Annotated in this window: 24 protein-coding genes and 7 tRNA genes; 19 read left to right on the top strand and 12 right to left on the bottom strand. The window is 72.8% G+C overall.

Features of this window, described 5'->3' with window-relative positions; translation table 11 throughout:
* Window positions 1–219: 219 nt before the first annotated feature.
* From AMK26_RS29385 to AMK26_RS29375, 3 genes are all read left to right on the top strand, one after another.
* Entirely contained in the window at window positions 220–399 is a 180-nt protein-coding gene (locus AMK26_RS29385) for a hypothetical protein (RefSeq protein ID WP_073758163.1), read from the top strand.
* A 782-nt stretch (window positions 400–1,181) separates the two neighbouring features.
* Window positions 1,182–2,165, top strand: a complete 984-nt coding sequence (locus tag AMK26_RS29380) for an aminoglycoside phosphotransferase family protein (protein ID WP_079277867.1) — start codon at window positions 1,182–1,184, stop codon at window positions 2,163–2,165.
* Window positions 2,166–2,205: 40 nt separating this feature from the next.
* On the top strand, window positions 2,206–2,493 hold the full coding sequence (locus AMK26_RS29375) for a TFIIB-type zinc ribbon-containing protein (RefSeq protein ID WP_073758161.1): 288 nt from the start codon (window positions 2,206–2,208) through the stop codon (window positions 2,491–2,493).
* Between the two features lie 59 nt (window positions 2,494–2,552).
* Here AMK26_RS29375 and AMK26_RS29370 read toward each other — a convergent pair.
* The 5 genes from AMK26_RS29370 to AMK26_RS29350 all read right to left on the bottom strand — a co-directional run bounded on the left by AMK26_RS29370 (window position 2,553) and on the right by AMK26_RS29350 (window position 3,010).
* Window positions 2,553–2,624 (bottom strand) — tRNA-Val (locus AMK26_RS29370).
* Window positions 2,625–2,662: 38 nt separating this feature from the next.
* Window positions 2,663–2,734, bottom strand: a tRNA-Val gene (locus AMK26_RS29365).
* Window positions 2,735–2,753: 19 nt separating this feature from the next.
* Window positions 2,754–2,825, bottom strand: a tRNA-Val gene (locus AMK26_RS29360).
* A gap of 1 nt (window position 2,826) precedes the next feature.
* Window positions 2,827–2,900 (bottom strand) — tRNA-Cys (locus tag AMK26_RS29355).
* A gap of 37 nt (window positions 2,901–2,937) precedes the next feature.
* Window positions 2,938–3,010, bottom strand: a tRNA-Gly gene (locus AMK26_RS29350).
* Between the two features lie 167 nt (window positions 3,011–3,177).
* Between AMK26_RS29350 and AMK26_RS29345 the strand changes: the two genes are divergently transcribed.
* The 3 genes from AMK26_RS29345 to AMK26_RS29335 are packed head-to-tail and all read left to right on the top strand — an operon-like array spanning window position 3,178 to window position 5,921.
* On the top strand, window positions 3,178–4,236 hold the full coding sequence (locus AMK26_RS29345) for a chorismate-binding protein (protein WP_073758159.1): 1,059 nt from the start codon (window positions 3,178–3,180) through the stop codon (window positions 4,234–4,236).
* Window positions 4,233–5,045, top strand: a complete 813-nt coding sequence (locus AMK26_RS29340) for an aminotransferase class IV (protein ID WP_073758158.1) — start codon at window positions 4,233–4,235, stop codon at window positions 5,043–5,045. The genes AMK26_RS29345 and AMK26_RS29340 overlap by 4 nt, the downstream gene beginning before the upstream one ends.
* Before the next feature lie 33 nt (window positions 5,046–5,078).
* A complete protein-coding gene (locus AMK26_RS29335; RefSeq protein ID WP_073758156.1) occupies window positions 5,079–5,921 on the top strand; it encodes a GNAT family N-acetyltransferase in 843 nt (280 codons plus the stop codon).
* A 24-nt stretch (window positions 5,922–5,945) separates the two neighbouring features.
* On the opposite strand, the gene AMK26_RS29330 is transcribed toward AMK26_RS29335, so the two are convergent.
* Window positions 5,946–6,479, bottom strand: a complete 534-nt coding sequence (locus AMK26_RS29330; protein WP_073758154.1) for a DsbA family protein — start codon at window positions 6,477–6,479, stop codon at window positions 5,946–5,948.
* Between the two features lie 161 nt (window positions 6,480–6,640).
* Here AMK26_RS29330 and AMK26_RS29325 point away from each other — a divergent pair, with 161 nt between their 5' ends.
* Window positions 6,641–7,066, top strand: coding sequence for a hypothetical protein (locus tag AMK26_RS29325; RefSeq protein WP_073758152.1), 426 nt, complete (start codon window positions 6,641–6,643; stop codon window positions 7,064–7,066).
* A gap of 88 nt (window positions 7,067–7,154) precedes the next feature.
* A complete protein-coding gene (locus AMK26_RS37110; RefSeq protein WP_158071155.1) occupies window positions 7,155–7,331 on the top strand; it encodes a hypothetical protein in 177 nt (58 codons plus the stop codon).
* Between the two features lie 21 nt (window positions 7,332–7,352).
* Here the strand turns inward: AMK26_RS37110 and AMK26_RS29320 are convergent, their stop codons facing one another.
* Both AMK26_RS29320 and AMK26_RS29315 read right to left on the bottom strand, forming a co-directional pair.
* On the bottom strand, window positions 7,353–7,913 hold the full coding sequence (locus AMK26_RS29320) for a CGNR zinc finger domain-containing protein (protein WP_073758150.1): 561 nt from the start codon (window positions 7,911–7,913) through the stop codon (window positions 7,353–7,355).
* A gap of 257 nt (window positions 7,914–8,170) precedes the next feature.
* Entirely contained in the window at window positions 8,171–8,584 is a 414-nt protein-coding gene (locus AMK26_RS29315; protein ID WP_003959770.1) for an SsgA family sporulation/cell division regulator, read from the bottom strand.
* 190 nt (window positions 8,585–8,774) lie between these two features.
* Here AMK26_RS29315 and AMK26_RS29310 point away from each other — a divergent pair, with 190 nt between their 5' ends.
* Together AMK26_RS29310 and AMK26_RS29305 are read left to right on the top strand one after the other, a co-directional pair.
* Window positions 8,775–9,233 carry a TIGR02611 family protein gene (locus tag AMK26_RS29310; protein ID WP_073758148.1) on the top strand — a complete coding sequence of 153 codons (459 nt, stop codon included), beginning with the start codon at window positions 8,775–8,777 and terminating at the stop codon, window positions 9,231–9,233.
* A gap of 61 nt (window positions 9,234–9,294) precedes the next feature.
* A tRNA-Val gene (locus tag AMK26_RS29305) sits at window positions 9,295–9,369 on the top strand.
* 51 nt (window positions 9,370–9,420) lie between these two features.
* Here the strand turns inward: AMK26_RS29305 and AMK26_RS29300 are convergent.
* Window positions 9,421–11,829: an SCO7613 C-terminal domain-containing membrane protein gene (locus tag AMK26_RS29300; protein ID WP_073758146.1), complete on the bottom strand. Its 2,409-nt coding sequence runs from the start codon at window positions 11,827–11,829 to the stop codon at window positions 9,421–9,423.
* Between the two features lie 91 nt (window positions 11,830–11,920).
* Between AMK26_RS29300 and AMK26_RS29295 the strand changes: the two genes are divergently transcribed.
* Window positions 11,921–12,370, top strand: coding sequence for an SRPBCC family protein (locus tag AMK26_RS29295; protein WP_073758144.1), 450 nt, complete (start codon window positions 11,921–11,923; stop codon window positions 12,368–12,370).
* A gap of 39 nt (window positions 12,371–12,409) precedes the next feature.
* Window positions 12,410–12,481, top strand: a tRNA-Val gene (locus AMK26_RS29290).
* 109 nt (window positions 12,482–12,590) lie between these two features.
* On the opposite strand, the gene AMK26_RS29285 is transcribed toward AMK26_RS29290, so the two are convergent.
* A complete protein-coding gene (locus tag AMK26_RS29285) occupies window positions 12,591–13,319 on the bottom strand; it encodes a 3'-5' exonuclease (RefSeq protein WP_073758142.1) in 729 nt (242 codons plus the stop codon).
* 176 nt (window positions 13,320–13,495) lie between these two features.
* On the opposite strand from AMK26_RS29285, the gene AMK26_RS29280 reads away from it, so the two are divergent.
* From AMK26_RS29280 to AMK26_RS29265, 4 genes are all read left to right on the top strand, one after another.
* Window positions 13,496–14,062: a DUF4365 domain-containing protein gene (locus AMK26_RS29280; protein WP_073758140.1), complete on the top strand. Its 567-nt coding sequence runs from the start codon at window positions 13,496–13,498 to the stop codon at window positions 14,060–14,062.
* Window positions 14,062–15,276, top strand: coding sequence for a hypothetical protein (locus AMK26_RS29275; RefSeq protein ID WP_073758138.1), 1,215 nt, complete (start codon window positions 14,062–14,064; stop codon window positions 15,274–15,276). The genes AMK26_RS29280 and AMK26_RS29275 overlap by 1 nt, the downstream gene beginning before the upstream one ends.
* A gap of 109 nt (window positions 15,277–15,385) precedes the next feature.
* The gene (thrS, locus tag AMK26_RS29270) at window positions 15,386–17,362 is read left to right on the top strand and encodes a threonine--tRNA ligase (RefSeq protein ID WP_073758136.1); all 1,977 of its coding nucleotides are present in this window, start codon (window positions 15,386–15,388) and stop codon (window positions 17,360–17,362) included.
* Window positions 17,363–17,431: 69 nt separating this feature from the next.
* The gene (locus AMK26_RS29265) at window positions 17,432–17,992 is read left to right on the top strand and encodes an HIT family protein (RefSeq protein WP_073758134.1); all 561 of its coding nucleotides are present in this window, start codon (window positions 17,432–17,434) and stop codon (window positions 17,990–17,992) included.
* A 68-nt stretch (window positions 17,993–18,060) separates the two neighbouring features.
* Here AMK26_RS29265 and AMK26_RS29260 read toward each other — a convergent pair whose 3' ends face one another.
* Both AMK26_RS29260 and AMK26_RS29255 read right to left on the bottom strand, forming a co-directional pair.
* Window positions 18,061–19,704: a hypothetical protein gene (locus AMK26_RS29260; RefSeq protein ID WP_073758651.1), complete on the bottom strand. Its 1,644-nt coding sequence runs from the start codon at window positions 19,702–19,704 to the stop codon at window positions 18,061–18,063.
* A gap of 199 nt (window positions 19,705–19,903) precedes the next feature.
* Window positions 19,904–22,105 (bottom strand): elongation factor G-like protein EF-G2, encoded by a 2,202-nt coding sequence (locus AMK26_RS29255; RefSeq protein WP_073758132.1) that lies wholly within the window; start codon window positions 22,103–22,105, stop codon window positions 19,904–19,906.
* 260 nt (window positions 22,106–22,365) lie between these two features.
* Here AMK26_RS29255 and pgsA point away from each other — a divergent pair, with 260 nt between their 5' ends.
* The 3 genes from pgsA to AMK26_RS29240 are packed head-to-tail and all read left to right on the top strand — an operon-like array spanning window position 22,366 to window position 25,120.
* Window positions 22,366–23,052 (top strand): phosphatidylinositol phosphate synthase, encoded by a 687-nt coding sequence (gene pgsA / locus AMK26_RS29250; RefSeq protein WP_073758130.1) that lies wholly within the window; start codon window positions 22,366–22,368, stop codon window positions 23,050–23,052.
* Complete coding sequence (locus tag AMK26_RS29245) at window positions 23,049–23,963, top strand: phosphatidylinositol mannoside acyltransferase (protein ID WP_073758128.1); 915 nt, start codon at window positions 23,049–23,051, stop codon at window positions 23,961–23,963. The genes pgsA and AMK26_RS29245 overlap by 4 nt, the downstream gene beginning before the upstream one ends.
* The gene (locus AMK26_RS29240) at window positions 23,960–25,120 is read left to right on the top strand and encodes a glycosyltransferase family 4 protein (RefSeq protein ID WP_073758126.1); all 1,161 of its coding nucleotides are present in this window, start codon (window positions 23,960–23,962) and stop codon (window positions 25,118–25,120) included. The genes AMK26_RS29245 and AMK26_RS29240 overlap by 4 nt, the downstream gene beginning before the upstream one ends.
* Window positions 25,121–25,362: the final 242 nt, after the last annotated feature.

The following is a 25,362-nucleotide window of genomic DNA, read 5'->3' as shown; positions in this document are numbered from 1 at the left end:
CCGGCCCCTCCGGGAAGACCCTCACCCCCCGGGTCCCGTCTCCACCCAGGGGAGTACGCCACCCACGGGCGGCTCATCCTCCGGGAGGCCCGCCAATCGGTACGCGGGCATGACGTGCCGGGGCCTGCGCGTCCCTAATCTTGAAGTCAAGCGGCGGGTGCAGCACTCGTCCCCCGAGGCCAGACGCCCGCCGCTGCCAAAAACGACAGGAGAGGAACCATGGCGGACACGGCAACGCGGACGATGATCCGCGCGCAGGCTCGTACGTCGGGGCGTCGTCACCCGCTGGTGGCCACGGCAATGGTTCTCCCTCTGGCCGCGCTCCTGGTGGTCGTCTTCGGCGGCTGGGAAGCGGTGGTCACACAGGCGTCGTCCGTGGGCGTGATGCTGGGGCGCTGAGCGGCGCCCCGGACCCGGGAGAGCGGCCCGGGTCGGGGACATCCGGCCAACAACCCCGTGGGGACGGGGGTGCGGCGGACGGCAGCGGTGGCCGGCAGCTGGGGAGCTGCCGGCCACCGCTTTGTCCGCTCCCGCGTCCCGCCGCCCCGGGTGCGGTACCCGCCGGTGGGTGGCTGGGTGTGGCCCCTCCGGGCCCGAGCCCGCTTCCCGCGCCGCCCGGGTGCGGTGCCCGCCGGTGGGTGGTGGGTGTGGACTCTCCGGGCCTGAGCCCGCTTCCCGGGCCGCGCGGGTGCGGTGCCTGCCGGTGGCTGGGGGCGTGGCCTCTCCGGGCCCAAGCCCGCCCCCCCCGCGCCGCCCGGCCGAGGGGGCCCGCCCGCGTGGGCGGTCACGGCCGGTGGGTGGTGGGGCGTGGCCCCTCCGGGCTCACCTCCTCGAGGCCGGCGGCCTTGGGTACGCCGAATCGGGAGCCCACTCCTCGCCGCCATCCTCTGCGGGGGCGACCCTGCACGGCCCCGCCCCGGTCGTACGCCGTCTGCGGGCCGGTGGGGCGAGGGAAGCCGGGTGGCCGGGGCCGCGTGCACACGAGATCGGGCGCGCTGGCTCCGACGACGGCGAGGAGGGGCCGTGCAGGGTCGCCCCCGCAGCGGTTGGCGGCGAGATACGGCGACGAGACCGGGTGGGCACCCCGCCGACCGCGAGGAGGTGAGCCCGGAGGGGCCCCGACCTTGGCCCACCGGCCGCAACCGGCCACGCCCAGGCACGCGCACCCGTAAGGTCGGGGCGTGCAGCAGGAGACCGACGCCCTCGTACGGGAGCTCGACGCCGTGGCCCGGCGGGCCGTGCCCCACCAGGCCTGCCGAGCCTGTGGGGCAGGCGGCGGCACCGTCCTGGCCCACCGCCCCGACGGCACCGTCGTCCGGCACGGCCGGGCCGTCGCCAAGGCCCACGCCGCGGATACCGAGGCCGCCGCCCACCGCGTCCGCCTGGCCTTCGCCGCCCACCCGCGGCTGGCGGGGATCCTGCTGCCGCCCCTCCCGGCGGCCGCCCCGGACCTGCACGCTCCGGACCTGCACGGCCGTCCCGTCTCCGCCTGGCCCTACGGCAGCCCCGTCGACCCCGACGAGCCGGACGCCGCCCCGTGGGAGGAGGCCGCCGCCCTGCTGGCCCGCCTCCACCGCGTACCGCCCGCCGGGCTGCCCGGCCCGTTGCCGCCCATGCGGGGCCCCGCCAAGGCGGCCCGGGCGGTGGCACGCATGACGGCGGCCGGCCCGCACCCGGCCGCCGCGCCCGTACGTGCCGCCTGGCACCGCCTGCCTGCCTGGGCCCGTGAGGAGGCGCCCTGGCCCGGCGCGGGCGCGGTCTGTCACGGCGACCTCCACCTCGGCCAGCTGGTCCGCCACCCGGCGGCCACCGGCCCCTGGCTGCTGATCGACGTCGACGACCTCGGCCTCGGCGACCCCGCCTGGGACCTGGCCCGCCCCGCCGCCTGGTACGCGGCCGGGCTGCTGGCGCCGGACGTGTGGGCCCGGTTCCTCGGCGCCTACCGGGAGGCGGGCGGCCCGGCCGTACCCGCCGACGGCGAGCGGGACCCGTGGCCCCGGCTCGACGTGCCGGCCCGTGCGCTGACCGTCCAGACGGCGGCCCTGGTCATCGCCAAGAGCACCGCCGAGAACCGGGACTTGGACGACGTCGAGGTGAGCGTCGTCGATGCCTGTGCCCGAATTGCGACACTCCCGCCTGAGTTGGGCGCCGGTGCTCCGTCGTAGGGTGAGGAAACCATCCGTACGGCGAGGAGTTGAGCCGAGCATGCAGTGTCCCAAGTGCCATGCGCCCATGCACACCTACAACCGCAATGGCGTCCAGATCGAGCAGTGCAGCGGCTGCCGGGGGATCTTCCTCGACTACGGCGAGCTGGAGGCCCTGACCCGCCTGGAGTCGCAGTGGGTCCAGCAGGCCCCGCCCGCGCCGCCGGCCCCGCAGGCCTACCCGGCCGCTCCCGCCCCGCACGCCCCCGCCTGGGGCGCCCCGCACCACGGTGGCCACCACGGGCACGGCCACCGCCGCAGCTTCGGGCGGATGCTCTTCTCCTCCTGACCGGGGGGAGACGACGACGGAGCCCCGGCCGCGTGATGCGGCCGGGGCTCCGGTGCGTGTGGACGATACTGGGATTGAACCAGTGACCTCTTCCGTGTCAGGGAAGCGCTCTCCCGCTGAGCTAATCGTCCTCGGGGATCATGACCCAGAAGATCATGATGGTGCTGCGTGCGCGATACTGGGATTGAACCAGTGACCTCTTCCGTGTCAGGGAAGCGCTCTCCCGCTGAGCTAATCGCGCGGGGGATCCGAAGATCCAGTGGACGATACTGGGATTGAACCAGTGACCTCTTCCGTGTCAGGGAAGCGCTCTCCCGCTGAGCTAATCGTCCTTGGAGGTGGAGACGGGATTTGAACCCGTGTAGACGGCTTTGCAGGCCGTTGCCTCGCCTCTCGGCCACTCCACCAGGAGTGCAGGGGTTCGGGAAATGATCCCCCACTTCGAGCGGACGACGAGATTCGAACTCGCGACCCTCACCTTGGCAAGGTGATGCTCTACCAACTGAGCCACGTCCGCTTGTCGTTTCCGTTCCGCTTCCGCGTCCCGGCGACGTGTTGAACTCTAGCGGATTCCCGGGCCAGTACAAAAACGCGTTTGCCCAGCGTGCTGCGCCGACCCCGCTCCGCACCAGGTGCGGAGCACGTCCGCGCCGTCCCGTCCGCCCGCGCCATAGACTCGCATCCGTGCACGACCTCGCTCCTCTGGCCCGCTTCGGCGGCCTCGTCGCAACCGACCTGCGGGATGTCACCAGTGACCCGGAGGCCCTCGACTCCTCCGGCTTCTGGGCCGTCTCCGCCGACTTCGAAGGCCGTCTGACCTGCGCTCGCTTCGGTGACGTCCGCCCCGCGCCGGTGCCCGAGCCCGTCCCCGGGGCCTGGCGCGGGCCCGCCGCCGGTGACTGGACGTCCTCGCTCGACCGCGACGCGTACACCGCCGGCGTACGGAGGATCCGCGAGCACATCGCGGCCGGCGAGGTCTACCAGGCGAACCTGTGCCGGGTGCTCTCCGCGCCCCTGCCGGACCCGGCCGCCGCCGATGTGGACGCGCTGACGGCGCTCCTCGCGCGCGGCAACCCGGCCCCCTATGCCGGAACGATTCGCCTGCCCGCCCACGGCGTCGAGATCGCCACCGCCTCCCCCGAGCTCTATCTGCGGCGTGACGGCTTCACCGTCGAGTCCGGCCCCATCAAGGGCACCGGCCGCACCGCCCAGGACCTCCTGGACAAGGACCGTGCCGAGAACGTGATGATCGTCGACCTCGTCCGCAACGACCTGGGCCGGGTCTGCGCCACGGGATCGGTCACCGTACCCGCGCTGTGCGCCCTGGAGTCGCACCCGGGGCTCGTGCACCTGGTCTCCACCGTGCGCGGCGAGCTGACGCCCAAGGCGGGCTGGAAGGACCTCCTCGGCGCCACCTTCCCGCCCGGCTCGGTCACCGGCGCCCCCAAGTCCAGCGCCCTGAGGATCATCGAGGCGCTGGAGAACGCCCCCCGGGGGCCGTACTGCGGCGGCATCGGCTGGGTCGACGCCGACCGCCGCACCGGCGAGCTGGCCGTCGGCATACGCACGTTCTGGATCGACCGTACCGAGGGCGGGGGCGTGCTGCGCTTCGGCACCGGTGCCGGCATCACCTGGGGCTCCGACCCCGCGCGCGAGTGGGACGAGACGGAACTGAAGGCATCCCGGCTGCTCGCGGTAGCGTCGGGAGCGTACGAGGCGAGCGGAAGGACCATCGGGAAATGAAGCTGTGGGTCGACGGCGGGCTGCACGACGCGGAAGCCGCCAGGGTCTCCGTCCTGGATCACGGTCTGACCGTGGGAGACGGCGTCTTCGAGACGCTCAAGGCCGTGGACGGCCGGCCCTTCGCGCTGGACCTCCACCTCGACCGGCTCACCCGGTCCGCGCGCGGCCTCGGGCTGCCCGACCCGGACCTCGACGAGGTACGCCGCGCCTGCGCCGCCGTGCTGGAGGCCAACCCCATGGCGCTGGGCCGGCTGCGCATCACGTACACCGGAGGTCTCTCCCCGCTGGGTTCCGACCGCGGCGACGCCGGCCCGACCCTGGTCGTCGCCCTCGGCGAGACCAGGCACCGCCCTGACACCACCGCTGTGATCACTGTCCCCTGGACCCGCAACGAACGCAGCGCCCTGGCGGGCCTGAAGACCACCTCGTACGCCGAGAACGTCGTCGCCCTCGCCAGGGCGCACGAGCAGGGCGCGAGCGAGGCGCTGTTCGCCAACACCGTGGGACAGCTCTGCGAGGGCACCGGGTCGAACGTCTTCGTCGTCCTGGACGGGCAGCTGCACACCCCGCCGCTCGCCTCCGGCTGCCTCGCGGGCATCACCAGGGCCCTGACCGTCGAGTGGACCGGCGCCCAGGAGACCGACCTGCCGCTGGACGTGCTGCAGCAGGCCGACGAGATCTTCCTGACTTCCACCCTCCGCGACGTCCAGGCGGTCCACCGCGTCGACGGGCGCGAACTGCCCGGCGCCCCCGGGCCGGTCACCGCCAAGGCCATGCGGATCTTCGCGGAGCGCGCCGCGCAGATGTGAGCCCGTGGCCGCCGGGTGGGTAGAAGAGGGGCGATGACCACCACCCTGCGGCCGGCCGGGCCGCTCCAGCAGACCCCCGACGGCGCCCGATCGCGCACCTACGACGTCTGTGTGAACAGCCGCCGCGTGGGCGCCGTCGAGCTCGGCACCCTTCCCGGGACCGGGCGGCGGGCGGCCGGAGTGATCCGGTCGCTCCACATCGACGAGCCGGACCGGCGGCGCGGCCGCGGCACGGTGGCCGCGCTCGCCGCCGAGGAGGTGCTGCGCGGCTGGGGCTGCGACCAGGTCTCGGTCTCCATACCGGCCGGTGCCACGGTCGCGCTGCGCATGGCGACCGCCCTCGGCTACACCGAGCGCAGCCGCAACATGGCCAAGGACCTCACCGGGCCGCCGCCCGAGCTGCCCGCGCACGTGGAGATCCGGCCCATGACGGAGGCGGAGTACGGGCAGTGGGAGGCCCGGTCGGCGGAGCGCTTCGCGCGCAGCTGGGCCGAGCACGGCGTACCGGAGGAGGAGGCCAGGGCGAGGGCCGAGGCGAGCCGCCGTGAGTACCTGCCCGACGGGCTCGCCACGGAGGGCGCCGCGTTCCGCGTGGCCGAGCGGGACGGCGTGCCCGTCGGGCACCTGTGGACCGGCCGCCTGGAGCCGGCCCCCGGCGAGGACGCCGCGTTCGTGTACGACATCGAGGTCGCCGACGACCAGCGCGGCAAGGGGTACGGGCGGGCCCTGATGCTGCTGGCCGAGCGGATCGCCCTGGAGGCGGGGGAGCGCCGGATCGGGCTGCACGTCTTCGCGGGCAACGCCCCTGCCATCCGGCTCTATGAGTCGCTCGGGTACCGGACGACCCGCGTCCACGGCTTCAAGCCGCTGCTCTGAGCCGCGCCTCAGCGCCTCAGCGCTTCAGAGCTGACCGCCCGGCTCGGCCAGGAGGCGGTCGGCGATCTCCTCGATGCGCTCGCGCAGCCCCGCCTGGCTCTTGCCGCCGTCCAGGCGCTCGCCGCCGATCACGTACGTCGGGGTGCCGGTGACGCCGATCGCCTTGCCCTCCGCCTGGTCGGCGTCCACGATCAGCAGGTGCCGGCCGTCGATGAGCGCCGTGTCGAACTCCTCGGCGTCCAGGCCCAGTTCGCGCGCCGTGTCGATCAGCAGCGGTTCCCCCTCGGCCGCCAGCTCCTCGGTCCTGGCCAGCACCGCCTCCGCGTACGGCCAGCCCTGCCCCTGCGCGATGGCCTCCTCGGCGGCTTGTGCGGCGGCGTAGGCGTGCTTGTGCTTCTCCAGCGGGAAGTGCCGCAGCCGTACCTCCAGCCGGTCCCCGTACCGGGCGCGCAGGGCGCGCAGGTCGTCCAGGGCGGCGTGGCAGTCGGGGCACTGGAGCTCGCACCAGACGTCGAGAACGACGGGTGTGGCGGTGCTGTCGGTGGTGGAGTCGCTCATGGGGGCAGTCTTTCAGCAGGACGGCCGGTGTCCCAACCGGGACCTGGGGAGGAGGGGGTCCCGGAGATCTCCCCGAGATCGGTCGGCGCCATGGCAGCCGCGTGGCCGCGCGGTGCAGGATGGAAGGGACGTATCGCCCTGCCGCACGCCTGGAGGACCGGATGCTTGCCGAGACGATTTGCTCCGCCGTGTCCGCGGCAGGGCTGGGCATCGCTGCGATCACCGCGTACCGCAAGAGGTTCCTGGCCGCCGCCCGGATCGCCGCGTACGCGCTGGTGCCGGTCGGGCTGGTGATGACCGGTGCCGTGGAGTGGCTGGCCGAGACCGCGTTCAGCCCGGTGGCGTGGGCCGGTTTCGGCGTCCTCGGCCTTGCCTGGCTGCTGTTCATGACGACCCGGGCCGTCGAACGGCGCCGGAGTGGCGGCACCCGCGGCACCCGCGACGAGCCGAGTGAGCGGCGTCAGGGGCCTCGGGCGGCCGAGCCCACCGCTTCCGCGCCCTCGCTCGGCGCCGGCGACCGCCCCAAGGGCAAGCCCGCCGACGACTTCAGCGACATCGAGGCCATCCTGAAGAGGCACGGCATCTGAGCCGTCTCCCGGGGCGTGGGCCACGGGATGGGGTGAACTACCCTGCCGATCATCCGCGTTCGCCGTTCACGGGGTGCTCCGCTGCGCCATGATCGGCACCGAGATGCTCGAAACCTCGCGGGGATCGTCCCCCGCCACCGACGAAACCGTCGAGGAGCGCCGCGGATGCCTGTTCGCGCTCTCCCAGCCACCACTGATGATCTTCCTGGCGGTGATCGGCTGCCTGCTGCTGATGGCCGCCGTGCACGATCTGTTCGTGCTGTGAGCGTGCGCTGAGGCGCCCCGCTCAGCCGGCCGCCGCCTCCTTGCGGCGCGCCCGGTACGCCGCCACATGGAGCCGGTTACCGCAGGTACGGCTGTCGCAGTAGCGGCGCGAGCGGTTGCGCGACAGGTCGACGAAGGCCCGCCCGCAGTCCGGCGCCTCGCAGCGGCGCAGCCGTTCCTGCTCGCCGGCCACCACGATGAACGCCAGCGCCATGCCGCAGTCCGCGGCCAGGTGGTCGGCGACCGACGCGCCCGGCGCGAAATAGTGCACGTGCCAGTCGTAGCCGTCGTGGTCGGTGAGCTGCGGTGTGGTGCCCGCCGCGGCCACCAGCTGGTTGATCAGCTCGGCGGCGGTACGCGCGTCGGGCGCCGAGAACACCTCGGCGAATCGTTTTCGTACGTCGCGTACGGCCCGCAGGTCCTGCTCCCCGAGCTCACCGACACCGCTGATGTCGTGGCTCCGTACGAAGGCGTACAGCGCCGCCACGTCCCTGAGCCCGTCGCGCCGTCCGCCGTCGGGCGCGGTGTTCATCAGATCGACGACGGTGTCGAGCGCGATCCGGGTGTCGTGGGGGATCAGCACGATTCGCTCCCTGGCCTGCCGCGGGCGGGCGCCCGCCGGATGTGGGCCGACTCTAGCGGCCCCGTGCGCGGGGCGCCGGGGCGGGCGCCGGGGGAGCGGGGCGCCGGGCGGCCGGAAACGCACCGGCGCCGTCACCGCGCTGGTGCGCGCGGTGACGGCGCCGGTGTCGCCGTATCCGGCCGCTCACGGCCGTACGAGCTCTCCGCGCGGCGCCGTCGCCCCGAGTCGGACGGCGCCGTGCGGCTCTCGGCCTGGCCTCAGCTTTCGGCCAGGATGTGCGAGAGCTCCGTGTCGAGATCGAAATGACGATGCTCGGTGCCGGGCGGCACCGCGGCGTCGGTCCGCTTCAGGAACGACTCCAGGGCGCGCGCGGGGGCCTCGAGCAGGGCTTCGCCCTCCGGGGAGCTCAGCGCGATGCAGACGACGCCCTGGCCGTGGCTGCGGGACGGCCAGACTCTGACGTCGCCGGTGCCTGTGGGGCGGTGGAGCCCTTCGGCGAGGAGGTCGCGGGCGAACACCCACTCGACCGTCTCCTCGGCTCCGGTGTGGAAGGTGGCGTGCACGGCATAGGGATCGGCCGTGTCATACCGCAGGCCCGCCGGTACAGGCAGTGAGGACTCGCTCGATACAACGAGGCGCAGGTGCAGCTCGCAGCTGACCGTGGTGTTCATAAGCGCCAGGGCCTTTCGCTCAGTGTGCGCTCGGGGATTCGCACGTCGGCGAAATCGACATGCCACCTACGGTGCCGTTGTAAACCCCTCTGTCTGTTTTGTGGCCCTTGAGGTACCTCGTATGGCGGTGTGCAACCGGACGTTATACGGCCATTCCGGTGTCCGGCCCGCGTCGGGTAGGTTGGGCCTTATGAACGCGGAGAGTGACGAGCGGGGGAAGGTCGCCCCAACGGTGACCACAGCACCCGCCACGGGGGACGTGACGGAAGAGGTGACCGTCGAACCGCCACTGGGTTCGCGGGCGCCCGAGTTCATCAAGGCGCGAAGGACGCTGCACATCAGCTGGCAGGTCGGCGTGTTCGTCGTCGGCCTGGCGGTGGTGGCCGCCGGCGCCGCCATGCTGGTCCTGCCGGGACCGGGCTGGGTCGTGATCTTCGGTGGCATGGCGATCTGGGCGACCGAATTCGTCTGGGCGCAGCTGGTGCTGCGCTGGACGAAGCGGAAAGTCACCGAGGCCGCGCACCGAGCACTCGACCCCAAGGTGCGCCGTCGCAACCTCATCCTGACCACGGTCGGTCTGGTGATCATGGCGGCGCTGATCGGTGTGTACCTCTGGAAGTACGGCTTCGCCATGCCCTGGAGCATCTGACGGCGACCTCCCGCGTGGTCGGGGGCACCTGCTGACATGCGGTAATGTTTGCGGTGCGCCCGGGCGATTAGCTCAGTGGGAGAGCGCTTCGTTCACACCGAAGAGGTCACTGGTTCGAACCCAGTATCGCCCACCACCCGGACCGAAGGCCCCGGAGACTCCTCGTCTCCGGGGCCTTCGGCGTACGTCAGCGCATCCTGCCCACCGTCTCGCGCAGCCGCCGGGCGTCACGCAGCCGCTGCTCGTACGTCGCGCCCACCCCGAGCAGCAGCAGACCGGCCAGCGCGGGCGGCAGCCAGCGGGGCAGCGCGCCCACGGCCTGGACCACGTAGGGCGCCAGCTCGTGCAGCGCGACCAGGGCAAGGACCGTGCCCCCCAGCAGCAGCGGCGCCTGCAACCGCCGCCGGGCGCCCACCAGGGTCGCGGCGAGCGCGGCCACCCCCAGCAGCAGCGGCCGGGGCCAGTCCGGGTCGCCCCACGCCGCGGCCAGGCTCGGCACCAGCGTCGCGGCCAGCCCCGGACCGTACGCCGTCCACGACGACGCCGCCGGGTCGCGGCGCCTGCGCAGCACGCCCACGACGAGCGCGGGCACCGTCACCGGGAGCGTGTACGCCTCCGGGGCGGACACCCCCGAGGCGGCCAGCCGCACCCAGGTCGCCGCCACGAACAGCGCCGTGGCCGCGTACCCGGCCGCGGGGCGCCGCTCCGGGCGCACCGCCGTGGCCGCCGCGACCACACCGCACAGGGCCAGCACCAGCGCCAGCACCGCCGGGCGTGCGGAGGCGAACCCGACCGCCAGGGCGCCGGCCGCCGCGCCCGTCAGCTCGACCGGCGCCGCGACCGGGTGGCGCCGCAGCCACGCGCCGAGCGCCGCCGTCACCACCGGCACGGCCAGCAGCGCCACGCCGGTCAGGTGCGCCGGCAGCTCCACCGCGGCGGCGACGGCGCCCACGAACCCGGTCAGCGCCACCGTGGCGGCACAGGCCGCGACCGTCCGCCGCGTACCCCTGGCGAGGAACGCGGCGCCCGCGAAGAGCCCGGTGAGCGCCCCGAGGACGGTGACCGCCGCCGCCTCCGTGCCCCACGCGCCGAAGGCGACGACCACCGCGCCCAGCAGCGCCCCGCCCAGGGCGGCGTCCCCGAGGACCTCCCGGGCGTCACGCCCCACGCGGTCACCGGCGCCCCCGGGCGCGGAAGGGGCGGCGCCCGGCCGGAGCAGGGCGTCCCACCCGTGGCCGCCCGCGGCCGGCACCCGCGGCGACAGGCCGACCGCGAGCGGCGCCGGGCGCACCGCCAGGGCCAGGAACCCGCCCGTCAACACCAGCTGGGTGCCCAGCACGGCCGCGTACGGCAGCGACAGCGCCTCCGGCAGGGGCATCACCGCCACCCAGGCCAGGGCCAGCGCCCCGCAGCGCGCCGGCACGGACCGCAGGGTCACCAGAACCCCGGCGACCGTCGCCGGCACCGCCACCACCGCCCACGGAACACCCGGCCGGACGCCCGCCAGCACGGCCGCCGCTTGCGGCACCGCCCACGCCAGCGCCAGCACCTGCACACCCGCCGACGCGCCCGCCAGGCCCCGGCCCACCCGGCGCGGCACCCCGCCGCGTACCGCCACCGCGCACACCGCCACCGCGACCAGCAGGTAGCCCGGCACCGCCCACGTCTCCGGCACCGCCTCCCGCACCAGGGCGCCCCCACCGGCGACCGCCATCAGCCCGGCCACCACCGCCCACGCCTCCGCCGCGGCCGGCGCACGCCACGCCCCGTACAGCGCGAGCCCCGTCGCGACCAGCAGCAGCACGGCCGGTTCGGCCCCGTCGGCCACCACCGAGAACCAGGCCGCGACCAGCACCGCCCAACCGCCGGTCACGCACGCGCACACACACGCCACCACCCGCACCCCGGCCCCCAGGCGCGCCCACAGCGCCACCACCACGTCGAGACCGGCCGTCGCCAGCAGGGCCCAGCACACGGTCAGCGCGCCCGCGTCCGACGCCAGCGCCCACAACGGCAACGGCAGTTGCCCGGCCACCACCGCCACCGGCAGCGGAACCCGCAGCCCGCCGACACTCGCGCCGTACGCCGCCCACAGCGCCGCCAGCACCGCCGACGCGCCCGCCGCGTACCCCAGCGAATCCGCCCTCGGCAACGCCACGCGGTGCACGGCGTACGCGTCCAGCACCATCAGCAACAGGCCCAGCGCCGCCACCGCCTCCGCCGTCGACACCAGCCGGCGGCGCAGCAGCACGACCGGCGCCGTCAGCGCCCCGGCCGTCACCACGGTCAGTACCGCCGCCCGGCCCCCGATGCCCATGCTGCCCCAGCTGACCAGCGTGAAGGCGATCGCGGCGACCGCCAACAGCACACCGCCCAGGGTCAGCAGCACGTTCTGCGCACTGCGCGGCGTGCTCTCCACGGCCGACGTCGACGCGGGCGACGCGGGACGGGCGGGGGCGGAAGCGGCGCCCGGCGCGTACAGGACGCTCAGCAGCCACGCCCTGCGGGCGAGCAACTGCGAGCGGCGGGCGTCGAGTCGAGCCAGCTCGCGGTCCAGAATCACCAGCTCCTCGGCCGGTGACGGCACATTGTTCATGAGCGGAGTGTGGCCCCGGCCACAACGCCCGGCATGAGCGTACGTACTCAGATGAGGCATGAGTACGCGCCGGCGGCGCAGACTGACGACCATGAACTGGTGCCACTACCGCTTTCGCAGCGTCTGGGATCTGCCCGCCCCGCCGGACACCGTCTACACGGTCCTGGAGCGGCCGGACGACTACCCCCGCTGGTGGCCGCAGGTGCGCGAGGTGACCCGGCTCGACGAGCGCAGCGGCACCGCCCGCTTCCGCTCCTTCCTCCCGTACGACATCGTCGTCACCCTCACCGAACGGCGCCGCGACCCCGTCGCGCGGGTCCTGGAGACCGCGCTCGCGGGCGACCTCGAAGGGTGGGCCCGCTGGACCCTCACCTCGCCCGCCGGCGGCCGCACCCGCGCCCTCTACGAACAGGAGGTCGACGTCCAACGCCCCCTGATGCGGCGTCTCGCCCTCCCCGGCCGGCCGCTCTTCCTCGCCAACCACGCGCTGATGATGCGAGCGGGGCGCCGGGGGCTGACAGCGCACGTGCAAACGGTTTGAACGAAACGGGTCCGGACCTGTATGGTTCAGTGCGTTCCCGGGCGATTAGCTCAGTGGGAGAGCGCTTCGTTCACACCGAAGAGGTCACTGGTTCGAACCCAGTATCGCCCACCGGGAAAGGCCGATCCGTCGACGACGGGTCGGCCTTTTTGTGCGCCGGGCCTGTACGCCGGGCCGGTACGCCGGGCTTATAGGCCGGGCTTGTACGCGGGAACCTTCGTCACGCGGCTGCCGCCGGCACCTCCGGCCGCAGCGGCCACGCCGGATCCACCGCCTCCTCCGAACCGTTGCGCGCGAACCAGGCCTGAAGGCCCCGCGCCTGCGCGGCGTGCCACACCGCCTGCAAGGTGTGCAACTCCGCCGGCGACAGCCGCTCCAGGCGGGCCGCGAACCGGCGCCCCACCGCCCGGACGACCTCCAGCGCCGCCGTCGCGTCCGCCGCCGCGTCATGCGCGCCCTGCAGTTCCACCCCGTACTGGGAGCACAGATCCGTCAGCGTACGGCGGCCCTTGCGGTACCGGTCCAGATGCTTGTCCAGCACCCGCGGATCCAGCACGCACAACGAGACGTTCTGCATGTACCGGGACAGCGAGGAGGCGCGGTGGCGGCGCAGTTCCCGGTCGAGGAGGGTCAGGTCGAACGGCGCGTTCATCACCACCAGGGGCCGGCCCGCCGCCGACTGCTCGGCGAGCGCCCGCGCTATCTCCTCCATCACGGGCGACGGCCAACGGCCGTTGCGCTGGAGGTGATCGTCCGTCAGGCCGTGCACCTCGGTGGCGGCCGGCGGCACCGGTACCCCCGGATTCACCAGCCAGCGGGAGGCCCGGATCCGCCCGCCCGGCGCGTCCTGGACGACGACGGCGGCCGAGACGATCCGGTCCACCTCGACGTCGACTCCGGTCGTTTCCGTGTCAAAAGCGGCCAGGGGCCCTTCGTACCAGAGCGTCATCCCCGAACTCCTCGCACATGGCTGGCAGATGGCGTGGTCCCCCTGCCCGATTCGGTGATACCCGGGCTGTTTGCGCCGTACGCAACGCGGTGACAACACAGGTGAGGAGCGTACGAACTGACGCTCCGTCGACCACGCGATCCCACTCGACAGCCAGCCGGAAGGCACGAAGAGCCATGGCGCTCGCGCAGCCCGAACACGGGGGGCTGCTGCCCCAGCAGACCGCACCGCTGCGGGGCGCACTCGCCACCACCGCCTGCATGGAGACGCTCCAAGTGGGTTACCTGCACGCGGTCGCCGCCGCGGCCGGATGCTCGCTGTCACAGCCCTTTCCCGACAACGGCATCGACTGGCACGTCAGCCACAGCGCCCCCGGGCACACCGTGGACGACGAAGTGACCATCAAGGTGCAGCTCAAGTGCACGTACCAGATCCCACCGCGCCCGGCCGGACCCGCGTTCTCCTTCGTGCTCGACAACGACCACCTGGTGAAGCTGGCCCGCACCCCCGTCTCGGTGCACAAGATCCTGGTCGTGATGATCGTGCCCAGGACCCGGGAGGAGTGGCTGCGCGCCGGCCACGACCGTCTCGATCTGCGGCACTGCTGCTACTGGACGAACCTCGCGGGCCACCCGGTCACCGGCAGGCGCCGCACCACCGTGCGCATCCCCACCAATCGGATATTCGACGACCGGGCGCTCTGCGAGATCATGACCCGGGTCGGGGCGGGAGGAAGACCCTGATGCACCGGCCGATCGACGAGCCCATGCGGCCACATCCCACGACCACGCCCCCGGAGCGGGGCGGCCCCCTCGACCCCGCCCAGATCGACCCCCTCGTCCTCGGCGCCCTGCTGGACCGGCACGGCTGGCGGCGGCGCGGCGGGACACCCGGGCGCTACAGCCGCTGGACCCCGCCCGGCCCCGGCGCCGGGTCGCCCAGCCTCCTCGTACCCGAGAACCGCGCCTTCCCCGACTGCGAGGACCTCCTCGGCGAGGCCCTCACCGCCCTCTCCCGCTGCGCCGCGCCCTCCGCGCGCGAGGTACTGGTCGGCCTGACCGTGCCGAGTGACGAGGTCCGCTGGTGGCGCGACGTCCCCCAGGGCCCCTCCGGCACCGTCCCGTGGACCGTGCAGGACCGGCTGCGCTCCGCCGCCCGGCAGGTCCTCCTGGCCGGCGCCCTCGCGGTGCGCGGCCGTGCCGGCTACCACGGCGCCCGGCACCGGCGGCAGGCGCAGGCCTCGCTGGAGGGCGTCCTGGTCGGGGCGGCGCACGGCGGGCGCGGCCTCACCGCGTTCGTCCCCGTCGACCCCGGCCGGGCGGTCACCACCCGCCTCTACCACGCGCTGTACGCCGCCCGCGAGGCCGTCGACTACCAGCGGGCCACCGGCAGGCCGGACGCGTTCGACTCGGCCGTCGAGGCGGGCGTGAGCCGGGAGCTGACCGAGGCGCTCATCTCGCTGGTACGCGGCGCCGAAGGGGCCCGGATCGCCCTGGAGTGGGCGCCCGCCGCCGGCGTACCGGAGGGGTGTGCGGCCCGGCCCGAGCCGGTGGAGTTCTCGCCGGGCGACCTGCCCGCGCTGCGGGAGGCGGGCGCCCGCTACCTCCGGGGCGAGCCGTCCATGCCGGTGCGCATCACCGGGACGGTGGTACGGATGCGCCGGTCGGGGCCGCGCGGGGCGGGCACGGTACGGCTGCGGGTGCTGGCCGGGGCGGAGGTGCCGCACGTACGGGTGGCGCTGGACGAGGACGGGTACCGCACGGCCGGCCACGCGCACCTGGTCGGGCTGCCGATCCGGGTGGCGGGGCGGCTGGAGAGCCGGGGCGGCTTCCGGCGGCTGACGGACGCCTCCGGGGTCGTACCGGTGCAGGTCGACGAGGCGGAGCGGGACCGGCTGATGAAGGCCCTCCACGAGAACCTGGGCTTCTTCGGGGAGGCGTGCGGGCCGGGCGACTGAAGCCCGGAGAGGGGGAAACCGTTTCGCGGGCGGGCCCGGCACGTCGGTACCATGCGGTATTGCGTGCGCGAGGTGAACGCGGCGCTTCCCCTTCAGTCAGGAGAGACCGGTGTCAGACGTCCGTGTGATCATCCAACGCGATTCCGAGCGGGAAGAGCGCGTGGTGACGACGGGCGCTACGGCCGCCGACCTCTTCGCCGGTGAGCGCACCATCGTCGCCGCCCGCGTCGCGGGCGAGCTGAAGGACCTCAGCTACGAGATCAAGGACGGCGAGACCGTCGAGCCGGTCGAGATCTCCTCCGAGGACGGCCTGAACATCCTGCGCCACTCCACCGCGCACGTCATGGCGCAGGCCGTGCAGGAGCTGTTCCCCGAGGCCAAGCTGGGCATCGGCCCGCCGGTCAGGGACGGCTTCTACTACGACTTCGACGTCGAGCGTCCCTTCACCCCCGATGACCTCAAGGCCATCGAGAAGAAGATGCAGGAGATCCAGAAGCGCGGCCAGCGCTTCTCCCGCCGGGTGGTGAGCGACGAGGCCGCCCGCGAGGAGCTGGCGGACGAGCCGTACAAGCTGGAGCTCATCGGCATCAAGGGCTCCGCGTCCACCGACGACGGCGCGAACGTCGAGGTGGGCGGCGGCGAGCTGACCATCTACGACAACCTCGACGCCAAGACCGGCGAGCTGTGCTGGAAGGACCTCTGCCGGGGCCCGCACCTGCCGACCACCCGGAACATCCCGGCGTTCAAGCTGATGCGGAACGCCGCCGCGTACTGGCGCGGCAGCGAGAAGAACCCGATGCTCCAGCGCATCTACGGCACCGCGTGGCCCTCCAAGGACGAGCTGAAGGCCCACCTGGACTTCCTCGCCGAGGCCGAGAAGCGCGACCACCGCAAGCTCGGCAACGAGCTGGACCTGTTCTCCATCCCGGACGAGATCGGCTCCGGCCTCGCGGTCTTCCACCCCAAGGGCGGCATCATCCGCCGGACGATGGAGGACTACTCGCGCAAGCGGCACGAGGAGGAGGGCTACGAGTTCGTCTACTCGCCGCACGCCACCAAGGGCAAGCTGTTCGAGAAGTCGGGCCACCTGGACTGGTACGCCGAGGGCATGTACCCGCCCATGCAGCTCGACGAGGGCGTGGACTACTACCTCAAGCCCATGAACTGCCCGATGCACAACCTGATCTTCGACGCGCGGGGCCGGTCCTACCGTGAGCTGCCGCTGCGCCTGTTCGAGTTCGGGACGGTGTACCGGTACGAGAAGTCCGGCGTCGTGCACGGCCTGACCCGCGCCCGTGGCTTCACCCAGGACGACGCGCACATCTACTGCACCAGGGAGCAGATGGCGGAGGAGCTCGACCGGACGCTCACCTTCGTCCTGGACCTCCTGCGCGACTACGGCCTGACCGACTTCTACCTGGAGCTGTCCACCAAGGACCCGGAGAAGTTCGTCGGCTCCGACGAGGTGTGGGAGGAGGCCACCGCCGTCCTGCAGCAGGTCGCCGAGAAGCAGGGTCTCCCGCTGACCCCGGACCCGGGCGGCGCGGCCTTCTACGGCCCGAAGATCTCCGTCCAGTGCAAGGACGCCATCGGCCGCACCTGGCAGATGTCGACCGTGCAGCTCGACTTCAACCTGCCGGAGCGGTTCGACCTGGAGTACACCGGCCCCGACGGCACCAAGCAGCGGCCGGTCATGATCCACCGCGCGCTGTTCGGTTCGATCGAGCGGTTCTTCGCGGTGCTGCTGGAGCACTACGCGGGCGCCATGCCGCCCTGGCTGGCCCCGGTCCAGGCGGTCGGCATCCCGATCGGCGACGCGCACGTCCCGTACCTGCAGGAGTTCGCCGCCGAGGCGAAGAAGAAGGGCCTGCGGGTGGACGTGGACGCGTCCTCGGACCGGATGCAGAAGAAGATCAGGAACCAGCAGAAGCAGAAGGTCCCGTTCATGATCATCGTCGGTGACGACGACATGAACGCCGGCACGGTCTCCTTCCGCTACCGGGACGGCTCCCAGGAGAACGGCATCCCGCGTGAGGACGCCATCGCCAAGCTGGTGGACGTGGTGGAGCGCCGCGTACAGGTGTGACGTACGGGCGAGGGGCGGTCCCGGTATCGGGGCCGCCCCTCGCCGCTTCCCGTGTCACCGCCAGCGAATATGCTGACCCGCATGACGACTGAGCCGGAGCAGCAGATCGGAGTCGGGACGCCTGACGCGTTCCAGCGCCTGTGGACGCCCCACCGGATGGCGTACATCCAGGGGGAGAACAAGCCCACCGGCCCCGGTGCCGATGACGGCTGTCCGTTCTGCACCATCCCGGCCAAGTCCGACGAGGACGGCCTGGTCGTCGCCCGGGGCGAGAGCGTGTACGCCGTGCTCAACCTGTACCCGTACAACGGCGGGCACCTCATGATCGTCCCGTTCCGGCACGTCGCCGACTACACGGAGCTGGACGACGCCGAGACCGCCGAGCTGGCACTGCTGACCAAGCAGGCGATGACCGCGCTGCGGACCGCGTCCGGGGCGCACGGCTTCAACATCGGGCTCAACCAGGGCAGCGCCGCGGGCGCCGGGATCGCCGCCCACCTGCACCAGCACATCGTGCCGCGCTGGGGCGGCGACACCAATTTCATGCCGGTCGTCGGCCACACCAAGGTCCTGCCGCAGCTCCTCGGTGACACGCGCCGGATGCTCGCCGAGGCGTGGCCCACCGCTTAGCCGCGCCGCTTGGCCGCGCCGTCCGGCCACGCCGCTCAGCCACGCCGCTTCGTCACACGCGGTACCTGTCACGCGTCGTACGAGTCCGCCTTCTTCGGCATCGGGTCCTGGACGAAGCCGCTGAGGACCATCGACCGGTTGGTGAAGCGCTCCGTGTCCACGCCGTGCTCGTCGAGCATCTTGATGGTCGCGGTGTGCACGGCCCGCATGACGGGTGTGGCCGCGCGGATGGCGTCGTCGGCCATGAAGCGGTGGCGCCAGGGCTGGGAGGCCCAGGCGTGGCGGAGGCCGAAGGGCTCGGGCAGGACGAGCTTGCCGCCGAGGAAGTCCAGAACCGGCGGGAACCAGGTCAGCGGGGCCCGGACGGCGAGGCGCACCACCTCGTCGTTGTCGATCAGCGGCAGCAGGACCTCCTTGGTCTCCCAGAACCGGACGGTCTTGGAGACGGTCTTCTTCTTCGGCTCCGGCTTCGTCGTGAACAGGCCGTGCACGGGGCCCAGCGCGTGGCCGGTGACCTCGATACGGAGCGTGTGCAGGAGCGCCGTGACGGTGACCATCATGGTGAGCACCAGCTGGCCGTCCCAGAGGACGAACTGCACGCCCAGGTAGTGCCGGTTGCCCTTGCCGAACTGGTTCTCGTTGCAGACGCGCTGTATCTCGTGGGGCTTGACCTGGTACGCGATGATGTCCTCGCCCTCGGGACGGGCGACCTCCGTGGCCCCTTCCGCCACTGGGGTGACGATCCAGTGGGTGACGGAGGGGGTGGGGAAGCCGGTCTTGAGGGTGCCGCGTTCCAGCAGCTTGAGTTGGTCGTGGATGGGGCGGATGACGTCCCAGGTGCGGAAGGCGTGGATCTCCTTGCCGTCCTTGGGGATCAGCTCCTCGGCGAGGTGCCAGCTGCCCCAGCGGGTGCCCATGCCGAGGATGCCCTTGGGGCCGGCGTAGAAGACGACGTTGGAGCGCTGCTCGGCGGTGAGCTTCTCCAGCTGCTGGCGCAGTTCCTCGGCGGCGGTCTCGTTGGGGTCGTGCGGGACAGCCTCGGGGATTTTGGGGCCCATGCCGCCACCGCCGCTGAGGAGGGACTCCCAGCGGGCGCGCAGGTCCTTGGCGGTGGATTCGCAGATCCGCTTGGCCAGGAACCAGCCGATGACCGGGGCGATGAACATGGCGCGGAGGTAGAGGGCCGGGAGGCCGGTGAACGGCAGCCGGAAGAGGAACAGCACGGCGAGGATGCCGACCCCGACGAGCAGCAGGGTGCCCAGGGCGCCGGATCGCCTGCCGGAGGCGCCGGCCAGGGTGCGGCGCAGCTGGAATACGGTCAGCCACACCAGCATGCCGGGCAGGAACAGCACGCCGAAGACGACGGTGATCAGGGTCAGCACCTTGTCGCGCTGCTTGCGGATGCGGGTGGCGGCCAGGCAGTGCTCGACGATCGGCTGGGGTTCGGTGCCGAAGGACTGGATGAGCGGCTTACGGGCGCCGCCGAGCATCCGGACCTGCACGGCGCGGGAGAACGCCTCGCCGAGGTTGGGTTTGAAGAGGGAGAACTTGCCCTGGGTGACGGTCGACTCGTGCCATTCGTTGTTGGCCTTGAGGATCTCGTCCACCGGGACGTTCTCCCGGTACGCGGCAGAGGCCAGCGCGTGCGTCGCCACGGTCTGTCCGGCCGAGCCCTGGAGCGGGACCTGTGCTCCGGGGCTGAAACTGTCCATCGTCACTTCGCCGCCCCCACCTGTGCCGACTGTCCCCGTCTGCCGCGTGTCTCCCGCACTGCGGCCTTCCCAACCTCCCCGCCCCGCACACCTGCTGAACAGGGCTCTCCAGCCTATCGGGGTCACCGGCCGTGCGTCAGGGGACGGCGGAATGCCGCCCGCCGCAACCGAGTTGGGCGGACGGCGGGGCCAATGGTCCTCAGCTTTCGGTGCGTTCTCGGATCTTCTCGGCGACCTGCGGGGGCATCGCCTCGTGGCGGGCGTAGGAGCGGTCGAACCGGCCCGTGCCGTGGGAGATGGAGCGGAGGTCTACGGCGTACCGTCCGATCTCGATCTCGGGAACGTCGGCCCGTACCAGGGTCCGTCCCGGGCCCGCCTGTTCGGTGCCGACGACCCGTCCGCGCCGGCCGGACAGGTCGCTCATCACGGGCCCCACGTACTCGTCGGGAACGAGGACCTGGACTTCGGCGACCGGCTCGAGGAGGTCGATACGGGCGTCCGCCGCCGCCTCGCGCAGCGCCAGGGCGCCGGCCGTCTGGAAGGCCGCGTCGGAGGAGTCGACCGAGTGGGCCTTGCCGTCGAGGAGGGTGACGCGCACGTCGACGAGGGGGTAGCCGGCGGCGACACCCCTGGCCGCCTGGGCACGTACGCCCTTCTCGACGGACGGGATGAACTGGCGCGGCACGGCGCCGCCGACGACCTTGTCGACGAACTCGATGCCGGAGCCGGGCGGCAGCGGCTCCACCTCGATCTCGCAGATGGCGTACTGCCCGTGCCCGCCGGACTGCTTGACGTGCCGTCCGCGCCCGGCGGCCCTGCTGCCGAAGGTCTCGCGCAGCGACACCTTGTGCGGGACGACGTCGACCTGGACGCCGTAGCGGTTGCGCAGCCGCTCCAGGGCGACGTCCTTGTGCGCCTCGCCCAGGCACCACAGGACGACCTGGTGGGTGTCCTGGTTCTGTTCCAGGCGCATGGTCGGGTCCTCGGCGACGAGCCGGGCCAGCCCCTGGGACAGCTTGTCCTCGTCCGCCTTGCTGTGCGCCTGGATGGCGAGCGGCAGGAGCGGGTCGGGCATGGTCCAGGACTCCATCAGGAGCGGGTCGTCCTTCGAGGAGAGCGTGTCGCCGGTCTCGGCGCGGGACAGCTTGGCGACGCAGGCCAGGTCGCCCGCGATGCAGTGGTTCAGCTGCCGCTGCTGCTTGCCGAAGGGCGCGGACAGGGCGCCGATCCGCTCGTCGACGTCGTGGTCCTCGTGGCCCCGGTCGGCGAGGCCGTGGCCGGAGACGTGGACGGTCTCGTCGGGGCGCAGCGTGCCGGAGAAGACCCGTACCAGGGAGATCCGGCCGACGTACGGGTCGGAGGAGGTCTTGACGACCTCGGCGACCAGCGGCCCGTCCGGGTCGCAGGTGATCCGGGGGCGCGGCTTGCCGTCGGGGGTGGTGACGGCGGGCGCCTCGCGCTCCAGGGGCGTGGGGAAGCCGCGGGTGATCAGCTCCAGCAGTTCGACGGTGCCCAGGCCCTGCTTCGCGCCCGGTGCGGCGGGCGCGGCGGCGAGGACGGGGTGGAAGGTGCCGCGGGCGACGGCCTTCTCCAGGTCGTCGATGAGGGTCTTGAGGTCGATCTCCTCACCGCCGAGGTAGCGGTCCATGAGCGATTCGTCCTCGCTCTCCGCGATGATCCCTTCGATGAGGCGGTTGCGGGCCTCGTCGATGAGCGGGAGCTGGGCGTCGTCGGGCGGATTCTCCTTCCGTTCACCGGACGCGTAGTCGAAGATCTTCCGCGTGAGCAGGCCGACGAGCCCGGTCGCGGGGGCGTGTCCGTCGGGGGTCTGCGGGCCCAGCACGGGCACGTAGAGCGGCAGGATGGCGTCCGGGTCGTCGCCGCCGAAGATCCGCGCGAGGACCCGGGTCAGCTCGTCGAAGTCGACGCGCGCGGTGTCGAGGTGGGTGACGACGATGGCGCGGGGCGTGCCGACCGCCGCGCACTCCTCCCACACCATGCGGCAGGAACCGGCGATCGCGTCGGCCTCCTGCGCCGCCGAGACGACGAAGAGGGCCGCGTCCGCTGCGCGCAGACCGGCCCTCAGCTCTCCGACGAAGTCGGCGTATCCGGGGGTGTCGAGGACGTTGATCTTGCACCCGCCCCATTCGATCGGAACGAGGGAGAGCTGTACGGAGCGTTGCTGGCGGTGTTCGATCTCGTCGTAGTCGGAGACCGTGCCGCCCTCCTCGACCCGGCCTGCCCGGTTGACCGCTCCGGCGGTCAGCGCGAGGGCCTCGACCAGGGTCGTCTTGCCGGATCCGCTGTGGCCGACCAGCACCACATTCCGTACCGATGAGGGCTGGTCGGCCGTTACTGCCCTGCCGGCGGCTCCGGGGTGTGCGTTCGCCTTGTCGCCCATGATTCTTCCTCCTGATCGCGAGTGCACGGGGTGCGTGCACGGTGGAGGTGGGGGGCGCGGGCGCGGGGGAGCCCTCTTGGGGCAGCTCCGGCGGTGCCCGCGGTCGTCTTTCGAGCTTTCCACTCAGGCCAGGTTGCGTCCATACGTCCGACACCGCGACGGGAGCAGGGTGCCCGGCGGTGGGGGGTGCCCCTGCCTGGCTACGATGGGCCAGCCGGTGGCCGTAGGGGCCGCACGGCCCACCGACCCTCGGGAAGGCCATGCTGAACAAGTACGCGCGTGCATTTTTCACGCGTGTTCTCACACCGTTCGCCGCGTTTCTGCTCCGCCGCGGGGTCAGCCCCGACGCCGTGACGCTCATCGGCACGGCCGGCGTGGTGGCGGGCGCGCTGGTCTTCTTTCCGCGGGGGGAGTTCTTCTGGGGCACGATCGTCATCACGCTGTTCGTGTTCTCCGACCTGGTGGACGGGAACATGGCCCGCCAGGCCGGTATCTCCAGCCGCTGGGGCGCCTTCCTGGACTCGACGCTGGACCGGGTCGCCGACGGGGCCATCTTCGGCGGCTTCGCGCTGTGGTACGCGGGCCGGGGCGACGACAATGTGCTGTGTGCCGTGTCCATCTTCTGCCTGGCGAGCGGCCAGGTCGTGTCGTACACCAAGGCGCGCGGCGAGTCGATCGGCCTGCCGGTCGCGGTGAACGGGCTCGTCGAGCGCGCGGAGCGGCTCGTCGTCTCGCTGGTGGCGGCGGGGCTGGCCGGGCTGCACGGGTTCGGTGTGCCGGGCATCCAGGTGCTGCTGCCGATCGCGCTGTGGGCGGTGGCCGTGGGCAGTGCGGTGACGCTGGGGCAGCGGGTGGTGACGGTGCGGCGCGAGTCGGCGGAGGCGGACGCGGCTGGTGCGTCGGGCGGTTCCGGTGCTTCCGGCCCGAGGGGGAGTGAGGCGACATGAACGCGGTGAGTGAGCGGCTGACCGACGCGCTGTACGGGCTCGGCTGGACCGCCGTGAAGAAGCTGCCGGAGCCGGTGGCGGCCGGGCTCGGCCGCCGTATCGCGGACACGGCGTGGAAGCGGCGCGGCAAGGGGGTGCTGCGCCTGGAGTCCAACCTCGCGCGCGTGGTGCCGGATGCCTCCCCGGAGCGGCTGGCCGAGCTGTCGAAGGCCGGGATGCGCTCGTACATGCGCTACTGGATGGAGTCGTTCCGGCTGCCGACGTGGAGCGCGGAGCGCGTCAAGGCCGCGTTCGACGTCAAGGACGTGCACTACCTGACCGAGGGCCTGGCCGCCGGCAAGGGCGTCGTCCTGGCGCTGCCGCACCTGGCCAACTGGGACCTGGCGGGCGTGTGGGCCACCCGGGCGCTGGGCGTGCCGTTCACGACGGTCGCCGAGCGGCTGAAGCCGGAGACGCTGTACGACCGGTTCGTGGCGTACCGGGAGTCGCTGGGCATGGAGGTCCTGCCGCACACCGGTGGGTCGGCGTTCGGGACGCTGGCGCGGCGGCTGCGGGCGGGCGGGCTGGTGTGCCTGGTCGCGGACCGGGACCTGTCGGCGTCGGGCGTCGAGGTGACGTTCTTCGGCGAGACGGCGCGGATGCCGGCCGGGCCGGCGATGCTGGCGCAGCAGACGGGCGCGCTGCTCCTGCCGGTGACGCTCTGGTACGACGGCGAGTCGACGATGACGGGGCGGGTCCACCCGCCCGTCGACGTACCCGAGACGGGTACGCGCGAGGAGAAGACGTCCTCCATGACGCAGGCGCTGGCCGATGCCTTCGCCACCGGAATCGCCGAGCACCCGGAGGACTGGCACATGCTGCAGCGGCTGTGGCTGGCGGACCTGGATCCCGAGAAGGGGCCGGCGGCGTGAGGATCGGCATCGTCTGCCCGTACTCCTGGGACGTACCGGGCGGCGTCCAGTTCCACATCCGGGACCTGGCCGAGCACCTGATCCGGCTGGGCCACGAGGTGTCGGTGCTGGCCCCGGCCGACGACGAGACGCCGCTGCCGCCGTACGTGGTCTCGGCGGGGCGCGCGGTGCCCGTGCCGTACAACGGCTCGGTGGCCCGGCTGAACTTCGGGTTCCTGTCGGCGGCGCGGGTGCGGCGCTGGCTGCACGACGGCACGTTCGACGTGATCCACATCCACGAGCCGGCGTCGCCGTCGCTGGGGCTGCTGTCCTGCTGGGCGGCGCAGGGCCCGATCGTGGCCACCTTCCACACGTCCAACCCGCGCTCGCGCGCGATGATCGCCGCGTACCCGATCCTCCAGCCCGCGCTGGAGAAGATCAGCGCGCGGATCGCGGTCAGCGAGTACGCGCGCCGGACCCTCGTCGAGCACCTGGGCGGCGACGCGGTCGTCATCCCCAACGGCGTCGACGTCGACTTCTTCGCCAAGGCCGAGCCGAAGGCGGAGTGGCAGGGCAACACGCTGGGGTTCATCGGCCGGATCGACGAGCCCCGCAAGGGCCTGCCGGTGCTGATGAACGCGTTCCCGAAGATCCTCGCCGCGTGCCCGGACACCCGGCTGCTGGTCGCGGGGCGGGGCGACGAGGAGGAGGCCGTCGCGTCGCTGCCGGCCGACATGCGGCGGCGCGTGGAGTTCCTCGGCATGGTCAGCGACGAGGACAAAGCGCGGCTGCTGCGCAGCGTCGACGTGTACGTGGCACCCAACACGGGCGGCGAGAGCTTCGGCATCATCCTGGTCGAGGCCATGTCGGCGGGCGCCCCGGTGCTCGCCAGCGACCTCGACGCGTTCGCGCAGGTCCTGGACCAGGGCGCGGCGGGTGAGCTCTTCGCCAACGAGGACGCGGACGCCCTCGCCAAGACGGCGATCAGGCTGCTGGGCGACCCGGTGCGGCGCGCCGAGCTGCGCGAGCGGGGCAGCGCCCATGTGCGGCGCTTCGACTGGTCGACCGTCGGGGCGGACATCCTCGCGGTCTACGAGACGGTCACGGACGGCGCGGCGTCGGTCGCCACCGACGAGCGGCTGGGCCTGCGGGCCCGGTGGGGCCTGGCGCGGGACTGAGGGGGCGCGGGTCGGTGCCGGGGGCGGTGCGGTAGGCCGCCGTTGTGGGACCCGCTCCGGCGGGGTCCGCCCTCCCCGTTGTGGGCAGTCGTCCCGCTGGGGCGATGGGGGCACCCCCTGCTCGAGCGAAGCCGAGAGCTTGGGGGAGGGTGGGCACAACGGGACGGGGCGGCGCCCTCTCACGGTTCCCCCAGGGGCGGCGCCTGTTCCCGGTGCCCCACGGGGCGGTGCCCGAGCGGCGG

Source organism: Streptomyces sp. CB03234 (assembly GCF_001905885.1).
In the GTDB taxonomy this organism is placed as follows: Bacteria; Actinomycetota; Actinomycetes; order Streptomycetales; family Streptomycetaceae; genus Streptomyces.
The sequence above is the reverse complement of the archived record's forward strand: the minus strand, read 5'-3'. Positions and strand labels throughout refer to the sequence as shown.